At 70.0% G+C, this 26,481-nt stretch carries 21 protein-coding genes; 12 read left to right on the forward strand and 9 right to left on the reverse strand.

The window, feature by feature from the left end:
• Nucleotides 1-84 precede the first annotated feature (84 nt).
• The gene (locus BDK92_RS27400) at nt 85-3,678 is read left to right on the forward strand and encodes an ATP-binding cassette domain-containing protein (protein WP_121159281.1); all 3,594 of its coding nucleotides are present in this window, start codon (nt 85-87) and stop codon (nt 3,676-3,678) included.
• A 138-nt stretch (nt 3,679-3,816) separates the two neighbouring features.
• Here BDK92_RS27400 and BDK92_RS27405 read toward each other — a convergent pair whose 3' ends face one another.
• Together BDK92_RS27405 and BDK92_RS27410 are read right to left on the reverse strand one after the other, a co-directional pair.
• Complete coding sequence (locus tag BDK92_RS27405; RefSeq protein ID WP_121159282.1) at nt 3,817-4,965, reverse strand: hypothetical protein; 1,149 nt, start codon at nt 4,963-4,965, stop codon at nt 3,817-3,819.
• An 84-nt stretch (nt 4,966-5,049) separates the two neighbouring features.
• The gene (locus tag BDK92_RS27410; RefSeq protein ID WP_121159283.1) at nt 5,050-5,886 is read right to left on the reverse strand and encodes an alpha/beta fold hydrolase; all 837 of its coding nucleotides are present in this window, start codon (nt 5,884-5,886) and stop codon (nt 5,050-5,052) included.
• Between the two features lie 140 nt (nt 5,887-6,026).
• Between BDK92_RS27410 and BDK92_RS27415 the strand changes: the two genes are divergently transcribed.
• The gene (locus BDK92_RS27415) at nt 6,027-6,617 is read left to right on the forward strand and encodes a TetR/AcrR family transcriptional regulator (RefSeq protein WP_246017272.1); all 591 of its coding nucleotides are present in this window, start codon (nt 6,027-6,029) and stop codon (nt 6,615-6,617) included.
• A gap of 77 nt (nt 6,618-6,694) precedes the next feature.
• Here BDK92_RS27415 and BDK92_RS27420 read toward each other — a convergent pair whose 3' ends face one another.
• Nucleotides 6,695-7,273 carry a type 1 glutamine amidotransferase domain-containing protein gene (locus tag BDK92_RS27420; RefSeq protein WP_121159285.1) on the reverse strand — a complete coding sequence of 193 codons (579 nt, stop codon included), beginning with the start codon at nt 7,271-7,273 and terminating at the stop codon, nt 6,695-6,697.
• 149 nt (nt 7,274-7,422) lie between these two features.
• On the opposite strand from BDK92_RS27420, the gene BDK92_RS27425 reads away from it, so the two are divergent.
• The 4 genes from BDK92_RS27425 (at nt 7,423) to BDK92_RS27440 (ending at nt 12,635) form a co-directional block, all read left to right on the forward strand.
• On the forward strand, nt 7,423-8,097 hold the full coding sequence (locus BDK92_RS27425; RefSeq protein ID WP_211349384.1) for a TMEM175 family protein: 675 nt from the start codon (nt 7,423-7,425) through the stop codon (nt 8,095-8,097).
• Between the two features lie 154 nt (nt 8,098-8,251).
• Complete coding sequence (locus BDK92_RS27430; RefSeq protein ID WP_147457131.1) at nt 8,252-9,574, forward strand: serine hydrolase; 1,323 nt, start codon at nt 8,252-8,254, stop codon at nt 9,572-9,574.
• 192 nt (nt 9,575-9,766) lie between these two features.
• Nucleotides 9,767-10,957, forward strand: coding sequence for a non-hydrolyzing UDP-N-acetylglucosamine 2-epimerase (gene wecB / locus BDK92_RS27435; RefSeq protein WP_121159287.1), 1,191 nt, complete (start codon nt 9,767-9,769; stop codon nt 10,955-10,957).
• Nucleotides 10,958-11,042: 85 nt separating this feature from the next.
• Nucleotides 11,043-12,635 (forward strand): right-handed parallel beta-helix repeat-containing protein, encoded by a 1,593-nt coding sequence (locus BDK92_RS27440; RefSeq protein ID WP_246017273.1) that lies wholly within the window; start codon nt 11,043-11,045, stop codon nt 12,633-12,635.
• Nucleotides 12,636-12,712: 77 nt separating this feature from the next.
• Here the strand turns inward: BDK92_RS27440 and BDK92_RS27445 are convergent, their stop codons facing one another.
• The gene (locus tag BDK92_RS27445; protein ID WP_121159289.1) at nt 12,713-16,033 is read right to left on the reverse strand and encodes a ThuA domain-containing protein; all 3,321 of its coding nucleotides are present in this window, start codon (nt 16,031-16,033) and stop codon (nt 12,713-12,715) included.
• A 712-nt stretch (nt 16,034-16,745) separates the two neighbouring features.
• Between BDK92_RS27445 and BDK92_RS27450 the strand changes: the two genes are divergently transcribed.
• The gene (locus BDK92_RS27450) at nt 16,746-17,282 is read left to right on the forward strand and encodes a hypothetical protein (RefSeq protein WP_211349385.1); all 537 of its coding nucleotides are present in this window, start codon (nt 16,746-16,748) and stop codon (nt 17,280-17,282) included.
• 104 nt (nt 17,283-17,386) lie between these two features.
• On the forward strand, nt 17,387-17,788 hold the full coding sequence (locus tag BDK92_RS27455; protein ID WP_425462264.1) for a cold-shock protein: 402 nt from the start codon (nt 17,387-17,389) through the stop codon (nt 17,786-17,788).
• A 19-nt stretch (nt 17,789-17,807) separates the two neighbouring features.
• Here BDK92_RS27455 and BDK92_RS27460 read toward each other — a convergent pair whose 3' ends face one another.
• Nucleotides 17,808-18,278 carry an aminoacyl-tRNA deacylase gene (locus BDK92_RS27460; RefSeq protein ID WP_121159291.1) on the reverse strand — a complete coding sequence of 157 codons (471 nt, stop codon included), beginning with the start codon at nt 18,276-18,278 and terminating at the stop codon, nt 17,808-17,810.
• 287 nt (nt 18,279-18,565) lie between these two features.
• On the opposite strand from BDK92_RS27460, the gene BDK92_RS27465 reads away from it, so the two are divergent.
• Together BDK92_RS27465 and BDK92_RS27470 are read left to right on the forward strand one after the other, a co-directional pair.
• Nucleotides 18,566-19,237: a FadR/GntR family transcriptional regulator gene (locus BDK92_RS27465; protein ID WP_121159292.1), complete on the forward strand. Its 672-nt coding sequence runs from the start codon at nt 18,566-18,568 to the stop codon at nt 19,235-19,237.
• Between the two features lie 91 nt (nt 19,238-19,328).
• Entirely contained in the window at nt 19,329-19,868 is a 540-nt protein-coding gene (locus BDK92_RS27470; protein WP_121159293.1) for a serine acetyltransferase, read from the forward strand.
• Here the strand turns inward: BDK92_RS27470 and BDK92_RS27475 are convergent.
• From BDK92_RS27475 to BDK92_RS27485, 3 genes are all read right to left on the reverse strand, one after another.
• Nucleotides 19,865-20,752 (reverse strand): universal stress protein, encoded by an 888-nt coding sequence (locus BDK92_RS27475; protein WP_121159294.1) that lies wholly within the window; start codon nt 20,750-20,752, stop codon nt 19,865-19,867. The genes BDK92_RS27470 and BDK92_RS27475 overlap by 4 nt on opposite strands.
• Nucleotides 20,753-20,755: 3 nt before the next feature.
• Complete coding sequence (locus BDK92_RS27480; RefSeq protein WP_121159295.1) at nt 20,756-23,137, reverse strand: phosphoketolase family protein; 2,382 nt, start codon at nt 23,135-23,137, stop codon at nt 20,756-20,758.
• 104 nt (nt 23,138-23,241) lie between these two features.
• Nucleotides 23,242-24,081 (reverse strand): universal stress protein, encoded by an 840-nt coding sequence (locus tag BDK92_RS27485; RefSeq protein ID WP_121159296.1) that lies wholly within the window; start codon nt 24,079-24,081, stop codon nt 23,242-23,244.
• Nucleotides 24,082-24,242: 161 nt separating this feature from the next.
• Between BDK92_RS27485 and BDK92_RS27490 the strand changes: the two genes are divergently transcribed.
• Nucleotides 24,243-24,479, forward strand: a complete 237-nt coding sequence (locus tag BDK92_RS27490) for a helix-turn-helix domain-containing protein (RefSeq protein ID WP_121159297.1) — start codon at nt 24,243-24,245, stop codon at nt 24,477-24,479.
• The gene (locus BDK92_RS27495; RefSeq protein WP_121159298.1) at nt 24,479-25,048 is read left to right on the forward strand and encodes a Clp protease N-terminal domain-containing protein; all 570 of its coding nucleotides are present in this window, start codon (nt 24,479-24,481) and stop codon (nt 25,046-25,048) included. Before BDK92_RS27490 ends, BDK92_RS27495 begins: the two co-directional genes overlap by 1 nt.
• A gap of 95 nt (nt 25,049-25,143) precedes the next feature.
• Here BDK92_RS27495 and BDK92_RS27500 read toward each other — a convergent pair whose 3' ends face one another.
• Nucleotides 25,144-26,325, reverse strand: coding sequence for an ice-binding family protein (locus BDK92_RS27500; protein WP_211349386.1), 1,182 nt, complete (start codon nt 26,323-26,325; stop codon nt 25,144-25,146).
• Nucleotides 26,326-26,481: the final 156 nt, after the last annotated feature.

Below are 26,481 nucleotides of genomic sequence, written 5' to 3' on the forward strand. Positions count from 1 at the left end.
GGTGTATCAGCCGTAATTGCGTTGAGTGATCCCGGATTTCCCGCCAGGCTGGAAGCCCTCCACCCACTACGCCGGGAGCTTCCGATGCGCCTGCTCCGCGATCTGTGGGCCACCTCACCGCGCCGGGTCGCGGCCGTGGCCTGCCTCATCGTGCTCGGTGCCGTCGGGCAGGCCAGCGCGTCCGCGCTCGCCGGGCCGGTCCTGGTAGACCGCTCGGCGGCCCTCTTCGCCGTGCTCGCCGTCGCGCTGGTCGTCGCGGTCCTCAGCGACCTGGTGGTGGGACTCATCGCCGCCGGGCTGACCGCCGACTGGGCGGCCGACGTACGGCGCCGGCTCTGCCGGGTCGCGCTCGGACAGGACCTGCCGAGGCTGGAGACCACACCCGTCGGCGAACTGCTCGACCGGATCGACGGCGACGTCTACCAGGTCGCCTCCGAACTGCGCGGCAGCGGAGTCAGGATCGCCCAGATGCTCTCCGTCGGGCTGCTCTCGATCGTGGTCGCGATCGGCGTCTGGTGGCCGGCCGGACTGGTGATGCTGCTGCTCGCCCTGCTGCTGGCACTCGGGTTGAGCGCACCGACACAGCGGATCGGGCCGGCCCGGATGCACGAGGAGGAAGCCTGGTCCGACCTGGCCGCCGTGATGGAGGAGTCGATCCACGGCCAGGACGACATCCGCACCAGTCTGGCCCGACCGTACGTGCTGCGGGCCTTCGCCCAACGCGCCAGCGAGGTGCTGGCCAGGGCGAGGGTGGTCTGGGGCATGTCGGCCCGGGTCGCCACCATCGCCGTCGGGGTGACCCGGGCCGGCATCGCCGCGGTGGTGCTCGGCGGGGTCTGGGCGCTCACGACCGACCGGGTCGACGGTGCCCGACTCACCGCCGTCTGGCTGCTCGCCCTCGCCTTCGGCGCGACCATCGAGCATGTCAGCCGGATGGTGCCCGAGTTGCAGTACGCCCTCGGCGCCTGGGGCCGGGTGCAGTTGCTGCGCGACTCGCCGCAGGAGCCCACCGGCGGCGCCGCCCCGACCGACGGTGACCTGGAGATACGCGGGCTCACGTTCGGCTACGGCAGCACCGGCTCCGACGGCGGGCACCGCGCCGCACTGCGGGACGTACGGCTCAGTTTCGTCAGGGGACGTTCGTACGCCCTGATCGGGCGGACCGGCTCGGGCAAGTCGACCCTGGCCAAGGTGCTCACCCGGGCGGTGGACGTACCCCGTGGCACCGTCTTCCTGGGCGGGACCGACCTGCTCGACCTCGACATCGAGGGCCTGCGTCGGTGGATCGGGGTGGTTCCGCAGCGGACCGAGATCCTGGCCGGGACGCTCGCCGAGAACGTCGCCCTGTTCGACCCGGAACTGCGCGAACAGGCCACGCGGGCGTTGCACGAACTCGGCCTGACCGACTGGGTGGCCGACCTGCCCGACGGGATCGAGACCAAGCTAGGTGAGGGAGGGTACGTCCTCTCCGCCGGCCAGGAGCAGCTCGTCGCGTTCGCCCGGATCCTGGTCCGTGACCCGCACGTGGTGATCCTCGACGAGGCCACCGCCCGGATGGACCCGGTCACCGAGGCCCGCGTACAGGCCGCCACCGAGCGACTGCTGCGGGACCGGATCGGCATCGTCATCGCACACCGCCTCTCGTCGGTGCGACGCTGCGACGACGTGGTCGTGCTGGCCGACGGCGAGGTGCTCGAGGCCGGGCCGCTCCGTACGTCGCAACGGTTCGCCCGGTTGCTGGCTAGCGGTCAGGCCGCGGTACACGCGGAACCGGTCCGCCGGGTCGAGCACCCGGTCGGCGTTGGCGCGGGGATCGGCGCGAGCGGTGTTCTGGCCCGTACCGATCCGGATGTCGACTCGTGGCAGCTCGGGGAGGATCTCGGGTCGGAGACCGTACCGGCGCCGACGGACCGGGAGGTCGCAGACCTTCCACCGATCCCGGTGGTACGGGAGCGACTCGCCGCCGCGCCGAAGGCCGACCCGCCGCCGTTGCCGGAGCCGGCGCCGGCACGGACGCTGCGGGAGATCTTCCGACTCGCCGCCAACGACCCCCGCTTCGGGCTCGGGGCGCTCCTCCTGTTCGTGTTCATGGTGCTGCTCGGCCTGGACGGCGCGATCATGCCGTGGCTCTGGGCCGACCTGGTGGACGGACTCGGTGACCCATTCTGGCCGGCCGTCGGGATCGTGGCCGGGCTGCTGCTCACCGTGCCGATGTCGTACTACACGGCGCGATGGTTCCCGGAGTGGTGGGTCCGGCAGATGCTGCGGATCAGCCTGCGGCTGGTGCACGGCCAGACCGGGCCACGCCGGGTCAGCGCGCACACCCCGGCCGAGGTCGTCGCCCAGGGCGGCGACACCGAGCGGGTGGTGATGCTGGCGGACAACCTGCTCGACCAGGCTGCCTGCTTCGTACTGCTGATCTCGATGACGGTGGTCTCGGGGACGCTGGTGCCGGCGCTCTTCTTCGGCGGCACGATGCTCGTCTCCGGGCTGGCCGCCGCCCTCTTCGGGCCGTTGTTGGAGCGGTCCGCGCGCAAGACCGTCGCGGCTCGCGCCGCCTTCGCCACCGCGTTGGTGTCGTCGCTGTCCGCGGCGCGAACGGTGAAACTCGCGGGCGCGAGCGAGCCGGTGCTGGCTCACCTGGCCCGGCTCGACGTGGTCCGCAGCGACCGGCAGCGGCGGGAGATCTCCACGATGGTCTGGGCCAGGTCGACCCCGTCGATGATCGGCGGCCTGCTGCCGATCGCGGCCTGGGCGCTCTATCTCTCCGGCTCACTGTCGTCGGGCGCGACCCTGGTGGCGGTCTCGACCCTGGGCGCCGCCCGGTGGTTCGCCTGGACCACGGCCTCCCTGGTCTCCCAGGTTCCCTCGGCCCGGGTCTGGACCCGTCGTACGGTGGCGATGACCGGGATCGGCGTGTACTCGGCCCCCGTGCCGGGGGTGGACATCTCGACCGGGACCGCGCCGGCCCCGGTCGCGCCGCCGCGCCATCCGCTGCGCCGGTTGGACCTGGTCGGCTTCACCGCCGTGCACGAGGACGGCACGGTCGGTGTCCGCGACGTGGACCTGACCGTCGAGACCGGACAACTGGTGCTGGTGGTCGGTCCGGTGGGTGCGGGCAAGTCGTCGCTGCTGCGCGCGCTGGCCGGAATCGTCCACCACGCCGGGGCGCTGCGCTGGAACGGGCAACCGGTCACCGAGCCCGAGCACTTCCTCCGCCCGAACCAGGTCGGATACGTCGCACAACTGCCCCGGGTGCTCTCCGGTACGGTCGCCGACAACATCCGGCTCGGCCACGAGGTCGACGCGGCCGGTGCGGTCTCCACCGCCCAACTGGAGCATGACCTGGCCGCGGTCGGGGGTGGGCTCGGGCTGCTGATCGGCCACAAGGGCACCCGGCTCTCCGGTGGTCAGCTCCAGCGGCTCGCCCTGGCCCGGGCGCTGGCACCGCGTACCGAGTTGTTGATCGCCGACGACGTCTCGTCCGCTCTCGACGTCACCACCGAGTTGGAACTCTGGCGGGCACTGCGCGGACACGGCGTGACCGTCGTCGGGTCGACGTCGAAGCGTGCCGCGTTGGCCCAGGCCGACCTGGTGGTGGTGCTGATCGAGGGCGAGGCGGTGGCCCAGGGCACCTGGCGGGACCTGGAGGACCACTGGGGCCACCTCGCCGGCTGACCCCGAAGGAAGGGCCCCTTGTTATCGCTTTCGGTAGAGGAAGGGGCCCTTCCTAACGCTCTCCTGGCCCGGGGCGTACCGCGGCCCGGGGTGGACAAGCCGGGGCACGCGGCCCGGGGTGGACGAGCCCGACGCGGGTCAGCGCGGATGGCGGGGCGACCGCCGACCGGTGACCAGGATCGCGACCACGGCGATGGTGCCGAGGACCAGCAGGGCGATACCGATGCCGACGATCAGCCGGGCGATGCCGACCATGTCCTCCTGTTCCGCCGCCGCGTCATCGGCTCGGGCGGTCGCGCTCGGAGTCGCCTCGCCGGGCGGGGTCGTACTCGTGGCCGGTGGTTCGCTGGCCTCTGTGCTCGGGGCGGATCTGGGGGTCGGGGTGTAGCGGAGGATGGTCGCCTTCGTGGAGGAGGGCTGGTCGACGGTTTCGGAGACGGTCAGGAAGGAGTCGCCGTCCCGGCTGTACGTGATCGACTCACCCTGGGGTTCGTCCGGCAACGGAGTGATCCTCGGTGTGCCGGTGGTGACCGCCTCGGCGACCTTGCCGTCGGTCACGTCGAACTCGATCGCGTCGGCGTACGTGCGTAGCACCACGCGGCTGCCGTCCGGTGCGGTGGCGCCGCCGGTGACCACCAGCCGGCCCAGCGCGGACCACGGATTGCTGGTACGGGTCACCGGCAGGTTGAACTGTCCGACCTTGCGTAGCGGTACGGTCGCGCCCGCGCGCGGCGGCTGCTCGGGCGTGTACAGCCGGGGGAGTCCGGGGTCCTTGGTCACGATGATCGGGGTGCCGTCGCCGTCGAGCAGCAGCGCCTCGGCGTCGTGCGGACCGTCCGGGTACGAGAAGCGGTACGGCACCGGAGACTTCGCCCCCTTGGCGAGTCGCCAGAATCCGACGGTTGTCCGGTCACGGTCGTTGTCGCCGATGTCGGCGATCCAGATCGTGCCGTCACGGGCGACCGCCATGTCCTCGGTGTCCCGGGGCAGGCTGGGGTAGGAGACCGTCCGGGTGACCCGGCACCGCTGGTCGAGGAAGAAGATCTTCCGGCGGCTTTCCAGGTCGGCGCTGTCGTTGACCGCGACGTAACCGTCGTCGGTCGTGGCCAGGCCGGATATCTCGACCAGTCGATCGTCGCCGATCGTGCAGACCTCGGTCGGCTCGGCCCGCGCCACGGTTGTCACCACCGCTGTCGACACGGCGGGCCGCTGATTCGGCGGTGCGGCGTACGACGCGGTGGCCGTACTTCCGAGCAGTGCCGTTACCAGGATCCCGACGCGCAACATCGCGCAAGTCTGTCACCTGGCACGGGTATGTCCGGTGGGGGCGGCGTTCCGCTCGCGCGCCGCCCCCACCGATCTCACTGGCCGCTACTTCTTGGCCAGGAAGCCGAGCAGCGCGTCGTTGACCTCCTCGGCGTGGGTCCAGAGCAGGCCGTGCGGTGCCCCGTCCACCTCGACGTACTCGGCCTGCGGCAGCAGTTCGCGGAATGGGCGGGCGGTCGCGTCGATCGGCAGGATGTTGTCGGCGGTGCCGTGCAGGATGAGCGTGGGTACGTCGATCCGGGGGATGTCGGCCCGGAAGTCGGTGACCCAGGTCGGCACGGCGGCGCTGGACGCGAACCAGGAGGCCCCGGCGGCGACGTTCCAACTGTTACGCAGCGCTTCCTCGGAGAGCCGGGTGCCGAGGTTCTCGTCCGTGTTGTAGAAGCTCCGGTAGAAGTCCGTGAAGTAGGCGTACCGGTCGGTGGTGACGGCGGCGAGGATGCCGTCGAAGACCTCCTGCGGCACGCCGGTCGGGTTGTCGTCGGTCTTGAGCAGGAACGGCTCCAGCGAGGCGAGGAACGCCGCCTTGGCGATCCGGGCGGAGCCGTACGTTCCCAGGTAGCGGCCGACCTCGCCGGTGCCCATGGAGAAACCGACCAGGACCACGTCGGTGAGGTCCAGCGTGTCGAGTACGACCTTCAGATCCGCGGCGAAGGTGTCGTAGTCGTAGCCGATGGTGGGCTGGCTGGAGCGTCCGAAGCCGCGGCGGTCGTAGGTGACGACCCGGTAGCCGGCCTTGAGCAGCGCGGCGCTCTGCTTCTCCCAGGAGTGCCCGTCGAGCGGGTAGCCGTGGATGAGCACGACCGGCTGACCCTCGCCGTGGTCCTCGTAGTAGAGGTCGATGTTGGCGCTGTTCTCGGTACCGACGGTGATGAAGGGCATCTCTGCCTCCGGTGAATCGCGGAGAACGGTCGTTCTCGCCTCGTGTAGTAGCCTAGATAACGATCGTTCTCCGCGCACTACCCGGACCGCGATCGGTGAGGTGAGAGATGTCACGGGTCGATCCGACGGAGGTGGGAATAGTGGTCGCAGCGAGTGCCGCACTCGACGACGACGCCGTACGCGCCAAGGTGCTGGCCGCGGCGGACCGGCTCTACTACTCCCTCGGCATCCAGGCCGTCGGCATGGACGCGCTGCGCGCCGAGGCCGGCGTTTCGCTGAAGCGGATCTACCGGCTCTTCCCGTCCAAGGAGTCGATCGTGGAACAGGTCCTGGCCGGGCGGCACGAGGTGTGGAACGCGCTGGTCGAGCAGGCAGTCGAGCTGGACGACCCCCGGCAACGCCTGCTCGCCATCTACGACATGCTGGCCCGCTGGTTCGACCAGGACGACTTCCGTGGGTGCGTCTTCATCAACTCCTTCGGCGAGCTCGGCGCCACCACGCCCCGGATCGCGGCGATCGCCCGAGAGCACAAGGCGGAGTTCCAGGAGCGGCTGGCCAGGATCGTCGCCGAGGCCGGGGGACCCGACTGGCTCGCGCCGCAGTTGGCGATCCTCGCCGAGGGCGCGCAGACGACGGCCGCCATCGCGGGGACGAACGAAGCGGCCGGGCAGGCGCGACGGGCGGCCGAGATCCTGATCGGCGTGGCTCTCGGTGGGGACCCGGCGCGATGAGGTGGCGGTAGCAGCCCCGGCACCCTGACGTGGCGGCATGACCCGGCGGTGGAGGCCGGCCGCCGGCGCCACAGGGGTCAGGCGACGGTCAGTTGGCCGACGTGGCTCTCGGTGAACTCCTCCACCATCTTGTCGCAGAACGCCGGCAGGTCGTCGGGGCTGCGGCTGGTCACCAGGCCGTCGTCAACCTGGACCTGCCGGTCGACCCACAGACCGCCCGCGTTGCCGATGTCCGTACGCAGACTGGGGTACGAGGTGACGGTCCGGCCGTCCACCATGCCGGTCTCGACGAGCGACCACGGTCCGTGACAGATCGCCGCCACCGGCTTGTCCTGGTCGAAGAACGCCCGGACGAACGCCATCGCGGTCGGGCTCATCCGGAGGCGGTCCGGGTTGACTGTCCCGCCCGGCAGCACCAGGCCGTCGTAGTCGGCCGCGTCAGCCTCGTCCACGGTGCGATCCACCGCATGTCGACCGGCGACATGCAGGTCGTGCTTCATGGCCTGGATCTCACCGGGCGCGAGTGAGATCAGGTAGACCTCGGCGCCCGCCTGCTCCGCGGCGATTCGTGGCTGGAGGTACTCCACCTCCTCGACACCGTCCGTGGCGAGGAACGCGATTCGTCTGCCCTGCAAGGGCTGCTGCTTCTTGGCCATGAGAGGGGCCTCCTTAACGGCGCCGCCCGGCGCCGCCCGGACGGCGGCGCGTGGGCTCGTTCCCATTCGCGTTCCCGCTGCCGGAGTGCACAAACGGACGCCCGGCAGGCCGCCCGGTTGCGGCCCTTTCCTACGGGTACCCAACTCCGGTGAGCGGGCAAATCGGCGCCATCGGCATCAGGTCGGACACCAGCCGCGCCGAGAGTTTCAGCGACGCGGTCCTCGCGATCGTCATCACCCTGCTCGTGCTCGACCTCCGGGTACCGGACGTCGAACCCGGCCGGCTGCTCTCCGGGCTGCTGCACCAGTGGCCCGCCTATGCGGCGTACGTTTCGTCGTACCTGTACGTGGCCGTCGTCTGGTTGAACCACAAGGCCGCGTTCAGCCGCATTCGGCAGGCCGATCGTGGCCTGCACTGGAGGAACCTCTTCGTCCTGTTCACCGCGGCGCTGCTGCCGTTCCCGACGGCCGTCGTCTCACACGCGCTACAGGAGGACAACTCAACGGACCAGCGTGTCGCCATCGCCTTCTACGCCGCGGTCGGGGCGCTGCTCTGCTTCAGTTGGTTGGCCTTCTTCCATTACCTGACCAGACACCGGGACCTGGTCGAGGAGGGGGTGCACGAACGGCTCATTCCGATCGAACAGGTCCGGGCGATGATCGGGATCGTCCTCTATGTCGCGGGCGGGGTCCTCGGATACCTGATCGTGCCGATGGTCGGCCTGGTGGTTTTCATCGTGGTGCCCGTGTTCTACGGCTTGACCAGCGTCGGCCTGTACTACGTCTCACCCGTCGCCCGTCGGGTCTCCGACCGCCACCGTTAGTCGACGCTGGCGGGGAGCGCCGGACCGTCAGCGGCCGTGTCGGTCGACACGTCGGGCGGGTTGCGACCGCGACCCGCCGGGGACGTACGCACGGTTGGGTGACCCGGTCGTCGAGCCGCTCCGACCGGCCCACACCGCTGGCTACGTTGCCCGGGTGAACCAGAACCGACCACCCGCACGGACCACCATGGCGTTGGCGGGTCTGCTCTTCGGCCGCCTTGCCATCCTCGTCGTGACGACCCTGGTGGCCGTCGCCGTGATGCCGGCTCCGGCGCGTTCCGGCGCGACCGGGCGCCCCGACGACGGTGTGGGTGTATCGGATGGTTCTGCCAGCGCATCGGCCCGGACCCGGCTTGCCTGGCTCGCCACGGCGAACGCCATCTTCGCCGTCGACGCGGCCGAACGGATCGTGCGGTACCGGGGCTGCGACGGTGACACCGGCCGCGTGCTCGACCAGGGCATGCTGGTCTCCGATGGTGTCGCCAGCGGACGGGTGACGGTCGGCGATGTCGGTTACGCCTACCGGGTGCCGCTGCGCGGCCGGACCGGGGGCACGGTCGAGATCAGCCGTCCGGGTCGGGAGCCCGAGGTGCTCACCGGTGAGGTGGTGACGAACCCGCAACCGCCGGTCGACCGCGAGCGGGGCGGGAAGCTGCTGCCACTGACCGAACGCCTGCGGGCGATCGTGGCCGCCTCACCGAATCCGACCGGCGTCGCCGTACGTGATCTCTCCGGCCGGTACGGCGACCAGCAGATCGGGGTCAACGGCACTTTCCGTCCGAAGGCGGCGAGTGTCATCAAGCTCTGGATCCTGACCGAGTTGCTGCGGGAGGTCGACTGCGGGTGGCAGCGGCTCGACGACGGTGTGCTGGTCGAGCCGAAGGATGTGGTCGGCGGCAGCGGCCAGCTCCAGTACGAGACGTTTCCCCAGGTGGTGACGCTGTACCGGCTGGCCCGCTACATGATCATTTACAGCGACAACACGGCCGCGAACGTACTGATCAATCATCTCAACGGGTTCGTTCGGGTGAACGCGCTGATCGACACGATGCTGTTGAAGCAGACCGCGTTGAACCGCCGAATGCTCGACACCGCCGCCGCCGCGCGGGGCGAGGAGAACTACCTCACCGCCGACGACGTGGTCAGCCTGCTCGGTGCGGTCTGGGACGGGAACCTCCTCTCACCGGTGTCCCGGACACTGATGATCTCGTTCATGCTCGAACAGACCATCAACACGAAGATCCCGGCCGCGTTGCCGCCCGGCGTACCGGTCGCGCACAAGACCGGTGAACTGCCGGACGCCTCGCATGACGTCGGTTACCTGCTGATCCCGCACTCGGAGGTCGCGGTCGCGTTTGTCACCTCCGGGCCGGAGGCCACCGGCGCAGAGACGGTACGCCAACTGGCCCGCGCGGTCTACGACTACCTCGTACCCCCGGCCGTCACCGGCTTCGGTCCCGCCCCCACCCCCAACTGACCCGATACGGATGCGATAAGTGGAGTTTCGTAATTTGTGAGGCAAACGTCCCTTTAGCTGGTTAGCGTGACATCGAGCGTCACCACAGCTGCACGAGGGGCTTCACATGTACGGACCGCACACTGGGCAGATCGCCCAACCGCCAGGTGTCTTCGGGTGTCACCCGTGGGCGCTGGAAGGCTGAGGACCAGGATGCGCGGCAGCGGTTCGACCTCGGCGGAGGTCATGGTTCTGATCGGCACCCGGCCGGAGGGGGTGAAGACAGCCCCACTGGTACGTCAGTTGCGGCTGGACACCCGTTTCACCGCCACCGTGGTGGACACCGGTCAGCACCCGGGCCGGGTCGGAGAGGCACTGGCACCCTTCGGGCTCACCGCCGGGGTGACGCTCGAACCCGTACGGCACACGGGTTCTCTGGCCGAACTCGCCGCCGCGCTCATTACGGCGACCGACGCGGTGCTCGCCGAGCACCGTCCCGCCGCTGTCGTGGTCCAGGGCGGCACCCTGACCGCGCTGGTCGGCGGAGTGGTCGCCTTCTGGCACCACCTACCGGTGGTGCACCTGGAGGCCGGTCTGCGTACGCACGACCTGGACCGGCCCTTCCCCGAGGAGGCGAACCGGGCCATGCTGGCCCGGTTCGCCGCCCTCCACCTGGCTCCCACCCCGACCGCGCACCGGCACCTGCTCGACGAGGGGGTGCCGGAGGAGCGGATCGTGGTCACCGGAAACACCGTGGTCGACGCGCTGCATCACCTGATCGACCACGGCCTGGCCCAGCCGCCCCGGTGGATCGACCCGACCCGGCGGCTGATCGTGGCCACCCTGCACCGCAGGGAGAACTGGGGCGGCGGGGTCTTCGGTGTCTGCGCCGGCCTGCGGCACCTGGCCCGCCGTCACCCCGACGTCCAGATCGTCATGGTCACCCACCCGAACCCGACGCTCGGCGCGGAGGTGACCGCCCAACTGGGGCGGACTCCCGGCATCCGGCTCACCCCACCGCTGCCGTACCCGGAGATGGTCGGCCTGTTGAGCGTCGCGGATCTGGTGATCACCGATTCCGGCGGCCTACAGGAGGAGGCCGGCACGCTCGGCGTACCGGTGCTGGTCACCCGGGAAACCACCGAGCGCCCCGAGATCGTCAGCTCCGGCTACGGCACCCTGGTCGGCACCGATCCGGAGCGGATCATCGCCGCCGCGGCGGCGGAACTCGCCGTACGCTCGCTGGCCGAACGTACGTCCGCCTTCGGCGACGGGCAGGCCAGCGTACGCGCCGTCGCGGCCATCGCCGACCTGCTCGCCCTGCCGACAAAACCGGTCGAGCCGACCCGGCTGCCCGTACCGGTGGCTTCGGTGGCGAGCAACGTCCCCGTCCGCGCCGCGTAGTTCGTCTTCGTCGACGCGGCTGGGGCGATTGGGCGTTACCCGGGGCCGGAAGCGGGAAATGCGGAGGCGTCGGAGGGGGACGTACGTGTCGCTGGCTGAGGGTACGGTCTGCAACGCCCGCGAGCACGGTCTCAAGGGTGACGGTGTCACCAACGACCAGCCGGCGCTCCAGGCGTTGGTCGACGCACTCGGCGAGGCGTACGCGGCGGACGGGCGACCACGGGTCATCCACTGCCCACCCGGCACCTACTCGATCCGGGACGCCGGCACGGTGTGGCGTAGCGGGATCTCGCTGACCGGTGCCGGGATCGGGGTCACCAGGTTCGTCCTCAGCAACGAGGGGAACCGGGTGGATCCGACGCCGCTGGCCTACTTCACCACCGTGCAGCACGGCGCGAGCCGGGACAACTGCATCACCGACTGCACCTTCGCCAGCTTCGAGATCGACGGGTCCGGCGTGAAACTGGCCCGCTACGACTACCTGGCCAAGGGCCTCGGCCTGCAGTACGTACAGCGCGGGCGGTTCCGCGACCTCTACATCCACGACACCGCCGCGACCGGGCTCGGCTGCGACTTCCTCCAGGACACGACCGTGGAGGCGGTGCACGTGCTGCGCTGCGGTCGGCTGGACACCGGGCAGCAGATGGGCGGCGCCGGCATCGGCATCGGCGTCGGCGGCTGGGGAGACAGCGAGCGGCTCACCGTCGCCAACTGCACCGCCGTCGGCAATGGCACCAACGGCATCTTCCTGGAGTTGCAGAAGCCGGACTGGGTGCCGCCGCGCGGGATCCGGATCGTCGGGTGCCACGTCGAGGACAACCGCTTCGGCATCTCCGACTGGGGCGCGGAGGGCCTGATCGTCAGCGCCTGCACGATGATCGGCAACCACGAGGCCGGGTTCGACGTCTCCGCCCAGGGCACCTCCGGGGTCGCCGGCCGGGGCGGCATCGTGGCCGACTGTGTCATCGACGCGAACATCATCGACGGGCTGAGCATCGGCAACACCCCGGGACGGTACGTCGTCAGGGGAAATCGGATCAGCCGCAACGGCCGGTACGGCTACTGCGAGCACAATCTCGCCCGGAACCCGATTCCGGGCCGCGAGGTCGTGCTGGACGGGAACGAGATCTGGGAGAACGGGCTCGACGGGATCCGGATCGACGCCGGACTGAGCGACGGCGCGATCGTGAACAACCGGATCCGGGACAACGGTCGGCGCTCGGCCGGCGGTGACAGTGGCGCGGGGGAGGCGGTCAGCTACACCCGTACCTCGGTGCGGGACAGTGGCGCCGACTGGCCGGTCGACGGGCACCGGGGCAAGGTCGTGCGAATCGGCCCCCGGAGCGCCGTGGTGGCGACCAACACCAGCAACGAACTGTTGCTCGCACCGGTCCGGCCCGGCGCCACCACCGCCTGGACCGGCGGTACGCCCTCGGCAGGGGAGCGTTACGAACTGCCGGAGGCACCCACCCGGCGGGCCGGCATCACCCTCGCCTCGACCACCTCCGATCTCACCCTGCGCCACAACCGGGTCTGGGACAGCCAGGAACGGAAGACCCAGACGCACGGGCTGTTGGTCACCGGTGAGGGCCCGCACGGTTCGGCCGACATCCAGGACAACGACTTCGCCTGCAACGCCGTCGCCGCCACCCGGATCGAGACCCCCGAGTACGCCTGACCCGGCCCGGAACGCCGAACGGGTGGCTGCCCGGGTACGGACAACCACCCGTTCGGTCTCGGGTGCGGGACGGGTTGTTACGGGGTGGTGCCGCCGAACTCGACCCAGTTCAGGTTCACCAGGCCGGTGGTCGGGCCACCGGTGACCGGGGTGAACACCAGGTAGAGCCGTTGGGCGCCGGCGGGGTGGTTCACCGGCACCGACTGGCTCGCGTACGCGCCGTTGCCGCTGGTGGCGTTCAGCGTGGCGGTGGCGACCAGGGCACCGGTCGGCGAGCCGACCCGCAGTTCCACGTTGGCGCGCGGCTGCCCGACGGTGGTCGTGGATCCGCCCGAGTAGCGGAACGTCACCGTGCTGACGCCGGCGAAGTTGATCGGCTCGAACGCGATGTGGTCACCGGCGTCGATGCCGCCGACCTGCGATCCGCCACCGGTGTCGGTGCTGGCCGCGATCGTCACGCCCTGCTGGACCTGGGCGTGCTCGGCCTGCTGCCGCCGTACCTGGATGATCGCCTGTCCGACCGTGGTCAGCGCCGGCTGGCCGCCCGCGCCCAGGTCGGTGTAGGTGGCGCTGATCCCGCCGTAGAGGTAGCCACCGGCGTGGTCGGCACCGTCGGCCGGGGTGGGCAGGGTTCCGGTGCAGCCGGTGGTCTCGGTCTCACCGTGGCCGTGGCTGTCGTGACCGAGGACGAAGGCGACCGTGACCCGGCTGCAGTCGATTGTCCCGTCCTCCGGGTCGGTGACCGCGACCGTGTACGGCACGGTGTCACCCCAGTTGAAGAACGTCCCGCCTGCCGGCACCGTCACGGTCACCGTCGGCGCCGTGTTGCCGACCACGATCTCCCTGGTCAGCACCGCGGTCTTGCCGCTGGAGTCGGTCACCGTCAGCTTGGCGTGGTACACCCCGTTGGTGGTGTAGGTGTACGTCGGGTTCGGGTCGGCCGAGTCGACCGTGCCGTTGCTGTCGAAGTCCCAGGCGAACGAGATCGACTCGCCCGGGTCAGGGTCGGACGATCCGGCGCTGGAGAACTGCACCGGCAGCGGGGCCTGGCCCGAGGTCGGGTTGGCGGCCAGCTGCGCGATCGGCGAGCGGGTGCCCTTCACGTACCGGATCATCGAGAGCTGGGCGTCCGGGTTGGCCCGGAAGAAGCCGTCGCCGTACTCCAGCACGTAGAGGTTGCCGTCCGGACCGAACTCCATCTCCATCGGGTTGTCGAAGATGACGCCGGGCAGGAACTGCTCCACCCCGACCAGTTGTCCGCTGCCGTTGGTGCGCATCATGAAGAGCTTGTCGCGGGTGAACTCCCCGAAGACCACGCTGTTGTCGTAGTACTCCGGGAACTTCGTCTCCGAGGTGTTCGCCTCGTCGTAGGAGTAGATCGGGCCGCCGTGCGGGCCGACGCCACCGGTGCCGATCACCGGCCACTTGAAGTCGCAGGTGGTCGGCGGGTTCTGCAGGTACGCCCCGGCGCAGGTGGTCCGGGCCTCGTAGGTGTACCAGAACTGCGGCTGGGCCACCGCCGGCAGCGTCGTCCGGCCGGTGTTACGCGGTGAGTCGTTCACCGGCGCACCGCAGTTGAACGGCTGCCCGGAGGTACGGGTGGCGAAGTCGTAGTCGATGTACGGCAGGCTCGGCGAGTAGCAGTACGGCCAGCCGTAGTTCGCGGCCTTGTTGGTGGCGAACCACCGGCCGGTGCCCTCCGGCCCCCGGGTCGGGCTGGAGGTACGCGAGTCCGGCGAGTAGTCGCCGACGTACACGAAGCCGTTGTGGTCGACGTCGAACCGGAACGGGTTGCGCAGGCCCATCAGGAAGATCTCCGGACGGGTCTTGTTGTCGTAGTCGCCGTTCTCCGGGAAGAGGTTGCCGGCCGGGATGCTGTACGTCCCGTTGTCCTTCATCTTGATCCGCAGCAACTTGCCGCGCAGGTCGTTGGTGTTGGCGGAGGAGCGCTGGGCGTCGTACCCGGGGCCCTGGGTGGGGGACTCGTTGATCGGGACGTAGCCGTCCGAGCCGCTGGCGTTGGTGTCGTCACCGGTGATCAGGTAGAGCAGCCCCTTGCCGTCGAACTTGACCTTGCCGGCGACGTGGCAGCAGATGCCCCGGTCGGTGTCGACCCGCAGGATCTGCTGCTCGGTCGACATGTCCAGGCGCGGGTTCGGGCCGTCGACGAACTTGACCCGGGAGAGCTGGTTGTAGCCCTTGAACTTGTCCCAGACCGTCGGGTCGGTGCTGGTCGCGGGCGCGTCGCCCTCGTTGACGCCGGGCGTGGCCGGGTTGTCCACGGGGGTGTTCAGCACCGGCGAGTAGTAGATGTAGACCCACTTGCTGGTGGCGAAGTCGGGCGCGATGGTCATCGTCTGGAGCCCGTCCTCGTCGTGCTGGTAGACGGGGATGGTGGTGATGACCGGGCTGGCGCCGGTGGTCGGGTCGTAGAGCCGGATCTCACCGCCACGGGTGTTGTGCAGCACCCGCCCGTCGGGCAGGACCGAGAGCGACATCGGCTCGCCCGGCTCGTCGTTGAGGGTGACCTTCTCGTAGTTGCCGAGTACGGTCGCGCCGCAGTCGCCCTCGACCACGCCGGCAGCCCACTGGATGCCGCCGAGCAGGTGCTTCTTGAAGCCGCCCACCCGGTACGTGTCGATCGAGTGGCCGAGTCCGGTGTAGAAGGAGCGACCGCCCTGGTAGTCCTTGCACCAGCTGACCGGGTGGTCGAAGCCCATGGTGCCGCCCGCGAAGCTCTTCTCCTGGGCGGTGGCGAGCACGTGCGACGAGCCCCGGACGTTGGTGGTGAAGTTGTACCACTCCTCGGTGAGGGTCAGCGTCTGCGGCACCGCCTCGGTGGCGGGGTGTACCCGGTCGGCGACCTCGACCACACCCTCCTCCAGGCTGGCCGCGCCGGACGCCTTCGCTCCGACGAGGTTCTGGTAGAAGGCCCAGTCCGGCTCGGTCTCGGCGGCGGCGTGTACGCCGACGTACCCGCCGCCGGCCTTGACGTACGCCTCGAAGGCCGCTTCCTGGGTCGGGTTGAGCACGTTGCCGGTGGTGTTGAGGAAGACCACCGCCCGGTAGTTGTCGAGGTTGGCCGGGGTGAACGCGGCGGCGTCCTGGGTGACCGTGGCGGTGAAGCCGTTGGCGTCGGCGAGCGCCTTGATCGTACGGACACCATCCGGAATGGAGGACCGTCGGGTGCCGTCGGTTTTGGTGAAGACGAGCACCCCGTACGTTTCCGGGGCGCGGGCGGTCGAGCGCAGCGCCGCCGGTCCGTTCTCCTCGCCGACCAGGCGTTCCTCTGCGGTGGCCTGGTCGGGTGCGGCGCTTGCCGGGGCGGCGACCAGGCCGGGGATGGTGATGGCGGCGCCGACCGTGGCGGCGAGCCACCGGCGCAATGGTCTTGTCATGCTTTCCTCCGGGGGTGTGGAGCGGGCATACGGCCGCGCCGTCGGGCCGGACCCACTGGGGCCCGGTGCCGCGGTTCGGTTGCCGTTGTCGGGCGCGGTGACGCATCCGTCATGGATGGTTGGTGGTCGCGCGCGCCGCCACGACGAACCACGTTCTCTGCTTGCCGAGCCGACCAGTGCGGGCCGGTTCCACCGCCGCTGAGGGGCGGGGTTCTGGGCTCAGCCGCGTGACGGCGGCCAAGTTCCGGGTACGGACGGGTCGCCTACGACCGCGTCGTGCCGGCTCATCTCGTCGCGAGGGACGAGGGGGGTGTGCGCAAGCGGCCGGGCGCTGTCGTGTCCATGTCTCGCTACCTTCCTCGCGGCCGGGGCCGCGGCGACGATGCGGGAGTGGCTGTTGGACAGTGGCGCCGCCGATGCGCCGCTGAAACGTTTCGTTAGGGTCCCATGCAGGGGATTTGGAGCTGTTCTGGTTGAAACAGAACCTTAATCCGTGGGCAACACGAAAGATAGACCCATGACCAACTAACTTCCGTCAATACTGATGAAAGTCACTGTGTTACGCAACGAAAGTCCCCGGACGCCCGCCGCCGCCCTGTCCGCCATCCCGACGACCGGTCGACATGGCGCACGTCACGCGAGTTGTGAATCTTCTGTGTGGGTAGTCGGCCGACCGTCCCGGCGTGCCCCGGCCCTCGATACGCTCCGGCTCGTGTCCAACCTCAGTCGGATCCGCGCCTGGTTGATCGTCTTCGTCATTGGTCTGGTCCTGAGTGGGGTGACCGCCTTCCCTCTCGAAGCCGAGAGCCGTCTGCTGGTGCGGCTGCTGCACGCCGACTGGTCACCGGCGCCGGAGCACCTGCCGGTGCTGGTCGACTGGATCGACCGGGTGCATCGGGGCATCGTGGTGACCAACGACCAGTTCCCCTTCCTCGCGTACGGCACCGACTGGTTGGCCTTCGCGCACCTGGTCATCGCGGTCGCGTTCTGGGGTCCGTACCGGGACCCGGTGCGCAACATCTGGGTGGTCCATTTCGGGATGATCTCCTGTGCCGCGATTGTCCCACTCGCGCTGATCGCCGGCCCTGTCCGGGGGATCCCCTGGTGGTGGCAGTTGATCGACATCTCGTTCGGGATCTTCGGCATCATCCCGCTGCTCTTCGTCCACTGGGAGACCCGCCGACTCGCCGCCCAGGCGCCCCCTGTCGCGGCGCCCGGTCCGGAGCCCGCCACGGCAACCGGAGATTGACACTATGCTGTTGACGCGGTAAAAGGTGCCGCGCTGTGTGGCGGAGATCGGGCGAGACGGGATCGGGTGCGGTGATCAGGGGTAGGTTCATACGGTTCGACGAGGTGCGCGGGTACGGGTTCATCACGCCGGACAACGGTGGCGAGGATGTATTCGTGCACGCGAACGTGCTGGGCGACGAGAAGTACGCCTTCGCACCGGGCGTCCCGGTGGAGTTCGAGGCGGTGGAGAGCGACCGGGGTATGAAGGCCCTCGCGGTCCGCATCCTGAAGACGGAACGGGCCCTGGCCTCCACGGTCAGCGTGACCCTGCCCGAATCCGTACCGGCCGCGTCCGAACGCTCGGACGACGACGGCATGTGCGACGTGCTCACCCCGGCCGGGTTCCGGCACGAGGTGACCGAGCTGCTGCTCGAAGCCGTACCGACCCTGACCGGGGCGCAGATCGTCACGCTGCGGCAGAGCCTCACCGTGCTCGCCCAGCGACACGGCTGGGTGGAGAACTGACCGCCACGGGGGACGACAGCTAGCGCGACGGCTCCGGTTCGGTCACGTCGGCGACGGTCGCGTCGAGCGCGGTCAGCGCGTCGTCGGCCGCGAGGGCGATGGCGACACCCCGTTCACCCGCACCGAGGGTGATCTTCCGGCCACGGATCCGTTCGTCCGCGACCACCGGCCACGCCGTGGTCGAACCGAACGGTGTGATGGTGCCGCGTTCGTAGCCGGTCGCGTCCTTCGCCGTGCCCGCGTCCGGCAGGGAGAGCCGGTTCACGCCGAGCAGGGCGCGGAGTTTCGGCCAGGAGATGACCCGGTCGCCGGGGACGAGGACGAAGACGTGGTCGTTCTCGCCGCGACGGATCACGATCGTCTTCACCACGTCCGCGACCGCGACGCCGAGCGCCGCGGCTCCCTCGGCCACGCTTCCCACCGGTCCGTGCCGGAGCACCTGGTAGGCGACGGCGGCGGAGTCGAGGGCGTCGGTGGCGGAGCCGGGCATGATCGAACTCTACCTCCGGGGCCGGCCGGCCGGACGGCACTTCCCGGGTGGCCACCCCGGTCGAGAAACCATCGGATGTCGTTGCGGTCGTGGTCATGGGAGCCGGGGAGAGGTACGCCCGCTGGGCCGCACTACTTACCGACAGTGGTTGTGAAAGCGTTCGAGAGACTGGTAGACATCGGATGTATCACGGCCGGTTCAGTGCCTCGACGGAACGGATCACGTCTCGGTGGCACCGCGCTGCCAGCCTGTGAGCTGACTGTCCGAGCGGGCCGGAGGGAACGAGCATGGCGCTCACCGACGAAGCGATCCACAAGATCAAAGAGATGATCGTCTCCGGCGAGTTGCGCCCCGGCGATCGGCTCCCGAAGGAGGCCGACCTGGCCGACCGGTTGGGGCTGTCCCGCAACTCCCTGCGTGAGGCCGTGAAGGCACTTTCGGTGATCCGGGTGCTGGACGTACGCCAGGGTGACGGCACGTACGTGACCAGCCTCGACCCCGGTCTGCTGCTGGACGCGATGAGCTTCGTGGTCGACTTCCACCGCGACGACACCGTTCTCCAGTTCCTGGAGGTACGCCGAATCCTGGAACCGGCCGCCGCGGCGATGGCCGCCCAGCGGATGACCGAGCAGGAGATCGCCACCCTGCGTACCCTGCTCGACGGGCTGGGCGGTGAGCCGACCATCGACGCGTTGGTCGCCAACGACCTGGAGTTCCACCGTCAGATCGCGGCCGGCGCCGGCAACGACGTGCTCTGCTCGCTGATCGACAGTCTCTCCGGTCCCACCACCAGGGCCCGGATCTGGCGGGGCCTCACCCAGGAGAGCGCGGTGGCGCGCACCCGTGAGCAACACGCCGCGATCCTGGACGCCATCGCCGCCCGGCAACCCGAACTCGCCCGTTCCTGGGCCACCGTGCACGTGGCCGGTGTCGAGGACTGGCTGCGCCGTGCCCTGTAACTCGCCTGAGCTGGGCATTGTCATATTTCCGACCGATGTGGCTCGGCCGTTCGGTCAGGTGCGGTGACCTGCTGGTCTTACGCTCTGCGTCATGTTCGACACCCTTCGTCAGGACTATCGGCGCAACCGTGATCCGTTGGTCCGGCTCGTGCTGACCGTTTTCCGCTTCGGACAGTGGACGGTCGGCCGCCGTACGCTGATCCGTCGCCTCTGCACCCTTCCGTACAAGGTGCTCAACCTGGTGGTCATCCGCCTCGGCACCAACAGCGACCTGCCCCGTGAACTGTCCTGCGGCCCCGGACTGCGGCTCTTCCACCCGTACGGGCTGGTGTTCCACCGGGACGCCCGCCTCGGGCGGGACGTCAGCGTCTACCACCACGTGACGATCGGGCGGCGGGACCACAGCGGTGAGCCGCAGATCGGTGACGAGGTCACGCTCGGCGCCGGCGCCACCGTACTCGGGCCGGTCGTGGTCGGCTGCGGCGCCAAGATCGGTGCCGGCGCCACCGTGCTCGACGACGTGCCGCCCGGCGGTCGGGCGATCGGCCCACGCGCACAGGTCACCGGCGTCCGGCAGGGCGAACGGCGGGCCGACTCCGATCACGGCAGCCCACTGCTCGCCGGAGGCTAACCCCGACCGGTCGCCAGTTCGCGGACCACTACGGTCGGGCACTCGGTGTGGTGCAGCACCTGCTGGCTGACCGAGCCGAGCAGCAGACCCCGGAAGCCACCGCGACCCCGGCTGCCGACCACCAGCAACTGGGCCCGCCGGCTCGCCTCGACCAGCACCTCGACCGGGTGGCCGGCGACCACCTCGCCGGTGATCGACAGGTCCGGAAACCGTCGCCGACAGTCGACCAGTTGCTGGTCCACCGCGTCCTGCTCGGCCCGGGACATCTCGTTCGGGTCCGACTCCGCCGGCCGCCACCGGGTCGTCGACCCGGTCCAGACCCGTACCGCGTGCACCGGGGCACCGCGTCGCGCCGCGCGTTCGATCGCCCAACCGAGGGCGAGCTGCGCGTACGGGGAACCGTCGGTCCCCACCACGATCCGACTCCGGGCCGGGTCGGCACCGGCGGCGCCGGACGGCACCACCACGACCGGGCAGTGCGCGTGGGTGCTCATCGCGATCGTCGTCGACCCGGCGAGCAGGCCGGTGAAGCCACCGTGGCCGCGACTGCCGAGCACCACCATCGTGGCGTCGGCGGAGCGCTCCCGTAGCCCCATCGAGGCCGGTGACTCCAGCACCTCACCCCGTACGTCCAGTCCCGGATGACTGGCCACGGACTGGTCCACCGCCGCCGCCACCATGCCCTCCACCGCACGCCGCGTGGTCTCGTCCGGCCAGGTCCCGGGGCCGGGTCCGGGACCGATCCAGGTCCCGGCGGCCATCCACTCGAAGGCGTACGCCAACTGGACCGGCTCCCCGGTCCGGCCGGCCTCGTCGAGCGCCCAGTCGAGCGCGCGGGTGGCGCCCTCGGAACCGTCGTAACCGACCAGGATCGGTCTGTCCATCCGTCAGCTCCGGGTTCCGACCCAGCGCCACTCGGCGACCCGGGGAGCGTCCTCGCCGTAGCGGCGGGTGTACTCGCGACACTCCTGCCGGGCGTCGACCATGGCCTGACGCAGGTGGGCGGCGCGGGCACCGAGCCCCGGCACCCGGTCGATCACGTCGACCACCAGGTGGAACCGGTCGAGCTGATTGAGCATCACCATGTCGAACGGGGTGGTGGTGGTCCCCTCCTCCTGGTAGCCCCGTACGTGCAGGTTGTCGTGGTTGGCGCGGCGGTAGGTCAGCCGGTGGATCAGTGCCGGATAACCGTGGTAGGCGAAGATCACCGGCTTGTCGCGGGTGAAGATGGTGTCGAACTGGGTGTCCGGCAGACCGTGCGGATGCGCCGCCTCCGACTGCAACCGCATCAGGTCGATCACGTTGACCACCCGTACCCGGAGTTCGGGCAGGTGCCGGCGGAGCAGGTCGGCGGCGGCCAGCGTCTCCAGGGTGGGTACGTCGCCGGCGCAGGCGAGCACCACGTCCGGTTCGGCGCCCTGGTCGGTGCTGGCCCAGGGCCAGATGCCGAGCCCGCGCCGGGCGTGCAGGATCGCCTCGTCCATGGAGAGCCAGTTCGGGCTGGGCTGCTTGCCGGCGACCACCACGTTGATGTAATGCCGGCTGCGCAGGCAGTGGTCCATGGTGGTGAGCAGGGTGTTCGCGTCCGGTGGCAGGTAGACCCGGACCACCTCGACCTTCTTGTTCACCACGTGGTCGATGAAGCCCGGGTCCTGGTGGGAGAAGCCGTTGTGGTCCTGCCGCCACACGTGGCTGGAGAGCAGGTAGTTGAGGGACGCCAGCGGGCGGCGCCAGGGGATGCCCCGGGTCGTCTTGAGCCACTTGGCGTGCTGGTTGACCATCGAGTCGACGATGTGGATGAACGCCTCGTAGCTGGTGAAGACCCCGTGCCGGCCGGTCAGCAGGTACCCCTCCAACCAGCCCTGGCAGAGGTGCTCGGAGAGCACCTCCATCACCCGCCCGTCCGGGCCGAGGTGGTCGTCGCCGGCCCGTTGGGCGCCGAGCCACACCCGGTCGGTTGCCTCGAAGACCGCGTCGAGCTTGTTGGACGCGACCTCGTCCGGGCCGAAGAGCCGGAACCGGTCCGGGTTGGCCACGATCACGTCGCGCAGCCACCGGCCGGTGGCGGTGGTCGCCCCGGCCGTCGTACCGCCCGGTTCCGGCACCGCTACCGCGTAGTCGCGGAAGTCGGGCAGCGTCAGGTCGCGCAGCACCTGGCCGCCGTTGGTGTTCGGATTGGCGCTCATCCGCCGGTCACCCCTCGGCACCAGGCCGGCGATCTCGGCTACGGGCGAACCGGTGGCGTCGAAGAGTTCCTCGGGGCGGTAACCGCGCAGCCACCGTTCGAGCTGTGCCAGGTGTTCCGGGTTGTCCCGTACCCCGGAGAGCGGGACCTGGTGGGCGCGGAAGGTCCCCTCGACCGGACGGCCGTCGACCTCGCGCGGCCCGGTCCAGCCCTTCGGCGTACGGAGCACGATCATCGGCCAGCGGGGGCGTTCGACCACGCCGGTGCCCCGGGCCCGACGTTGGATCGCGGCGATCTCGTCCAGCGCCCGGTCCAGGGTGCCGGCGAGCTCCTGGTGCACCCGGTCCGGTTCGTCACCGGCGACCACGTACGGCTGGTAGCCGTAGCCGCGCAGGATCGACAGCAGGTCCTCCTGGGGGATCCGGTCGAGCACCGTCGGGTTGCCGATCTTGTAGCCGTTGAGGTGCAGGACGGGCAGGACCGCCCCGTCGCGGGCCGGGTTGAGGAAGACGTTGGAGAGCCAGCTGCCGGCCAGTGGCCCGGTCTCCGCTTCGCCGTCGCCGATCACACAGGCGACGATCAGTTCCGGGTTGTCGAAGGCGGCGCCGTACGCGTGCATCAGCGAGTAGCCGAGCTCGCCGCCCTCGTGGATCGACCCGGGTACCTCCGAGGCGACGTGGCTGGGGATGCCGCCGGGAAAGGAGAACTGCCGGAACAGCCGCTCCATGCCCTCCTCGTCGCGGGAGACCGACGGGTAGCGCTCGGTGTAGGTCCCTTCGAGCCACGTGTTGGCCACGATCGCGGGTCCGCCGTGTCCCGGCCCGGTTATGAACATCATCTGGAGGTCGCGGCGGACGATGGTCCGGTTCAGGTGCGCGTAGACCAGGTTCAGCCCGGGGCTGGTACCCCAGTGTCCGAGCAGCCGGGGCTTGATCTGCGCCGGGGCCAGTGGCTCGCGCAGCAGCGGGTTGGCCATCAGGTAGATCTGCCCGACGGTCAGGTAGTTCGCCGCCCGCCAGTACGCGTTCAGCCGACGCAGTTCGTCGTCGGCGAGCGGGGCGTGTGGTTCCACGGCGGTCTCCATCGGCCTCAGACTCTCGCGAGTCGGGCGCTCGCGCAGCCGGATCCGGGATGTTGACTCCGACCGGGTCGTCAGTTCCGGGCGGAGGACCGGCCGGTCCCGGGCCTCTACGCCTGTATGTAGAGCTCGTGCGCGGTACGGACGATCACCACCGGGGCGGGTGAGTGGTAGAGCAACGTCTGGCTGAGTGCCCCGAGCATGCTGCGTGAGGGTTGTTCGCCGCGCATGCTCACCACGACGAGTTCGGCCGTACGGGACGCCTCGATCAGGAGGTGCTTGGACTCGCCGGAGCGGACCTGCTGGGTGACCCGGACCGCCGGGTACCTCTCCTGCCACGGGGCGACCGTCTCGGCGAGTTGCCGGGCGATGGAGGGGTCCGGTTCCTCCGAGGGGTCGTCCGCCTCCCATACCCGGAGCACGACCAGTTCGGAGTCGCGTGTGGCGGCGGCGTCGAAGGCGAAGTCGAGGGCGGTCGACGTACCGGCCCCGCAGTCGATGCCGACCAGCACCGGCGCTGGCGGTGGCAGGTTCTCCCGGGCGACCAGCACGCTGCACCCGGCCCGGGCGGCGATCTGCACGGAGATCGCCTCGATCGGTACTGCGGTCTGACCGGAGAGCCCGCCGTCGCCGAGTACGAGCAGCGCGGCGCTGCCCGACTCCCGCAGCAGGGTGGTCAGGGCCGGCCCTTCGATCAGCGCGCAGGTGAGTCGTAGTACGGGTTCGGACTCGGTGGCGACCTGGGCGGCCTGGTTCAGGATTCGTTCGGCCGGTTCCCGTAGCTCCCCCTCGATTGGTGCCGACGGGTCGGCGATCCAGTTGAAGGCGTGCACGATCCGGAGCGGTCGCTGGTGTGCCGCTGCCTCGTGTGCGGCCAGCCGAACGGCGGTCAGGCTCTGTGGTGAGTCGTCCACGCCGACCACGACCGGTGCGTCCGCGGTCAGGCTCATCGTTCTCACCTCCGGGCCGGGGTCTCGGCGACGGTCGGCGGGCCGGGACGTGCGGAAACAGGCCCGGTACCGACAGTAGTGGCGGTTCGGGACCTGGTGGGCCGGAACCGGTTTGTCAACCAGGGTTGACAAGCGCCATACTGTCAACCTAGGTTGACAGTATGAGTCAGGCTACGGATCTCGCGGCGGCGGCGGGGAGCACCGACCCCAGGGTCGGACTCCGGGCGGTGCTCGCCCTCCGCCGACTGCTGGAGCGGCTGGAGATCGTCCAGGTCGACAACGCTCGACGCCAGGGCTGGTCCTGGCAGGAGATCGCCGACGCGCTGGAGGTCAGCCGTCAGGGCGTCCACAAGAAACATGCCGGCCGGTCGCCGGCACCTACCCGGGGAGAGTCGTGATGTGGAATCGCTTCACCGTGTCGGCCCGACAGGTCATCGTCACGGCCCAGACCCAGCGCCGCGCGCTGCGGCACGACTTCATCGGCACCGAGCACCTGCTGCTCGGACTGCTCGACGACGAGGCCGGCCCGGTCGCGGCGCTGCTGCGCGACGCCGGGATCGACGCCGACCGGGTCCGGACGGAGATCGCCGCCATGGAACGGCGCGAGCTGGGCGAGACGGACGCCGAGGCGTTGCGCTCGATCGGCATCGACCTCGACGCGGTCCGGGCCAGCGTCGAGCAGACGTTCGGCGAGGGTGCGCTCGAGGCGCCGCTGCCACCGGGGCGGCGCCGCCTCTTCGGTGGGCGGTTGCCCCGGACCCGCCTCTCGCCCCGGGCCCAGAAGGTGCTGGAACTCTCGCTGCGCGAGTCACTCCGGTTGCGGCACGACCAGATCGGTCCGGAGCACATCCTGCTCGGCCTGCTGCGCGAGGGGGAGGGGCTCGCCGCGTCGATCCTCACCCGGGCCGGTCTGGACCTCGACGACCTGCGCCGTCGCACCGTCCACGCCCTCGGCGCGGCAGCCTGACGGACGCCAGGCACGACCAGGGCGGCGACGGCGGTCAGCGGTTGTCGGTCGATGAGGTCCCGCCGGCCCGCTCTCGCGCGTCGACGGAAGGCGGGTCAGGCGACGGAGAAGGTCACGGTGCCGGTGTACTCACCGGACACGGCCGCGAGGGGTAGTTGGACGGAGACGACGGGGTCCCAGGTGGCGGAGTTGGTGCCGCGACCGCCGGTGAGGGTGTACGCGGTGCGTTCCACGTCGATGGTCTGAGCGTCCTGCGGGGTGGGTTGGCCGGAGGCGAAAGTGCCGGTGGTCGAGGTGGCCGGCCCCGACCAGTACGACACGTTGACGCTGGTGATGGTCTGGACCGGGCTGCCGGTGGTGACGAAGTCTGACGCGACCACCGTCGCGATCCAGGTCGCGTCCTCGAGTCCGCGCAGGTCGCCCACTGTCACCGGCCCCAGGTTGGCGGAGACGGTACCGCCGGGAGCGGCGCTGCCGAGGTCGGCCGCCTCCGGTGCGGTGATCGACAATTCCCTCGGTTCGGCGCAGGTCGACCGGGTGATCGTGTCGGTGTCCAGGGTGACCGCGCCGTTGATCGCCAACGTCCGGCCGTCGACCACCAGTCCGGCGCCGACGGTGATCGAGGTGAAGGCGAGGACGTCCCCCCGCAGGGTGGAGTTGGCCCCGAACGTGGCCGAGCTGCCGACCTGCCAGAAGACATTGCACGACTGGGCGCCGTTGATCAGGTTCACCGTGCTGTCGGCGGCGGTGATGAGCGTGGAGGCCGTCTTGAAGATGAAGACCGCGCTCGGGTCGCCCTCGGCGTCGAGGGTCAGCGTGCCGGTGATCCCGAAGGTGCCGCTGACGGAGTTGTACACGCCGGTGGTCATGGTGGTGCCGCCGAGGTTGTCCGAGATGGTGTCCGTGGTCGTCCGCGCTACGGCGTTGTTGTAGGCGATGGCCAGGTCGGCCTGGGCCTGCACGGCGGGGCCGTCGTTCGAGTGGATCGAACCGTTGACCTGACCGGGAGGGAACCCGGTCACGGCGGTACCCGGGCTCACTCCGATATCGCCGGTGACCATTGACAGGCCGGTGCTCGTGACCGTCGTGCCGGCGAGGATCGCGAAGTCGGCGGCGGAGCCCAGTGGCACCGGCACGGTCTCCGCCCTCGCGCTTCTTGGTGCGACCACATCGACCAGCAGAGTGGTCGCACCGACCAGGACCAGGACCAGCGTCACAGCCAACCGGTCCATCGCGCGGAGCCTGCGGCGAGTGATCGTCGGGCGGAGAGGCTCCATGGGTCCTCCTTGCGGGATCGATATGTCGAGGAATCGGATAAAACCGCCTTTAGTGTCCATAAAATCCCCAGCGCAGATCTGGAGCCCATGAACCGCACCGCCCTGGTTGCGACCGTTAGGTCAGCCGCGACCGTAGGTGCTGGCAAGTGGCGCAGG

The sequence above is a fragment of the Micromonospora pisi genome (genome assembly GCF_003633685.1).
GTDB classification, from domain to species: Bacteria; Actinomycetota; Actinomycetes; order Mycobacteriales; family Micromonosporaceae; genus Micromonospora_G; species Micromonospora_G pisi.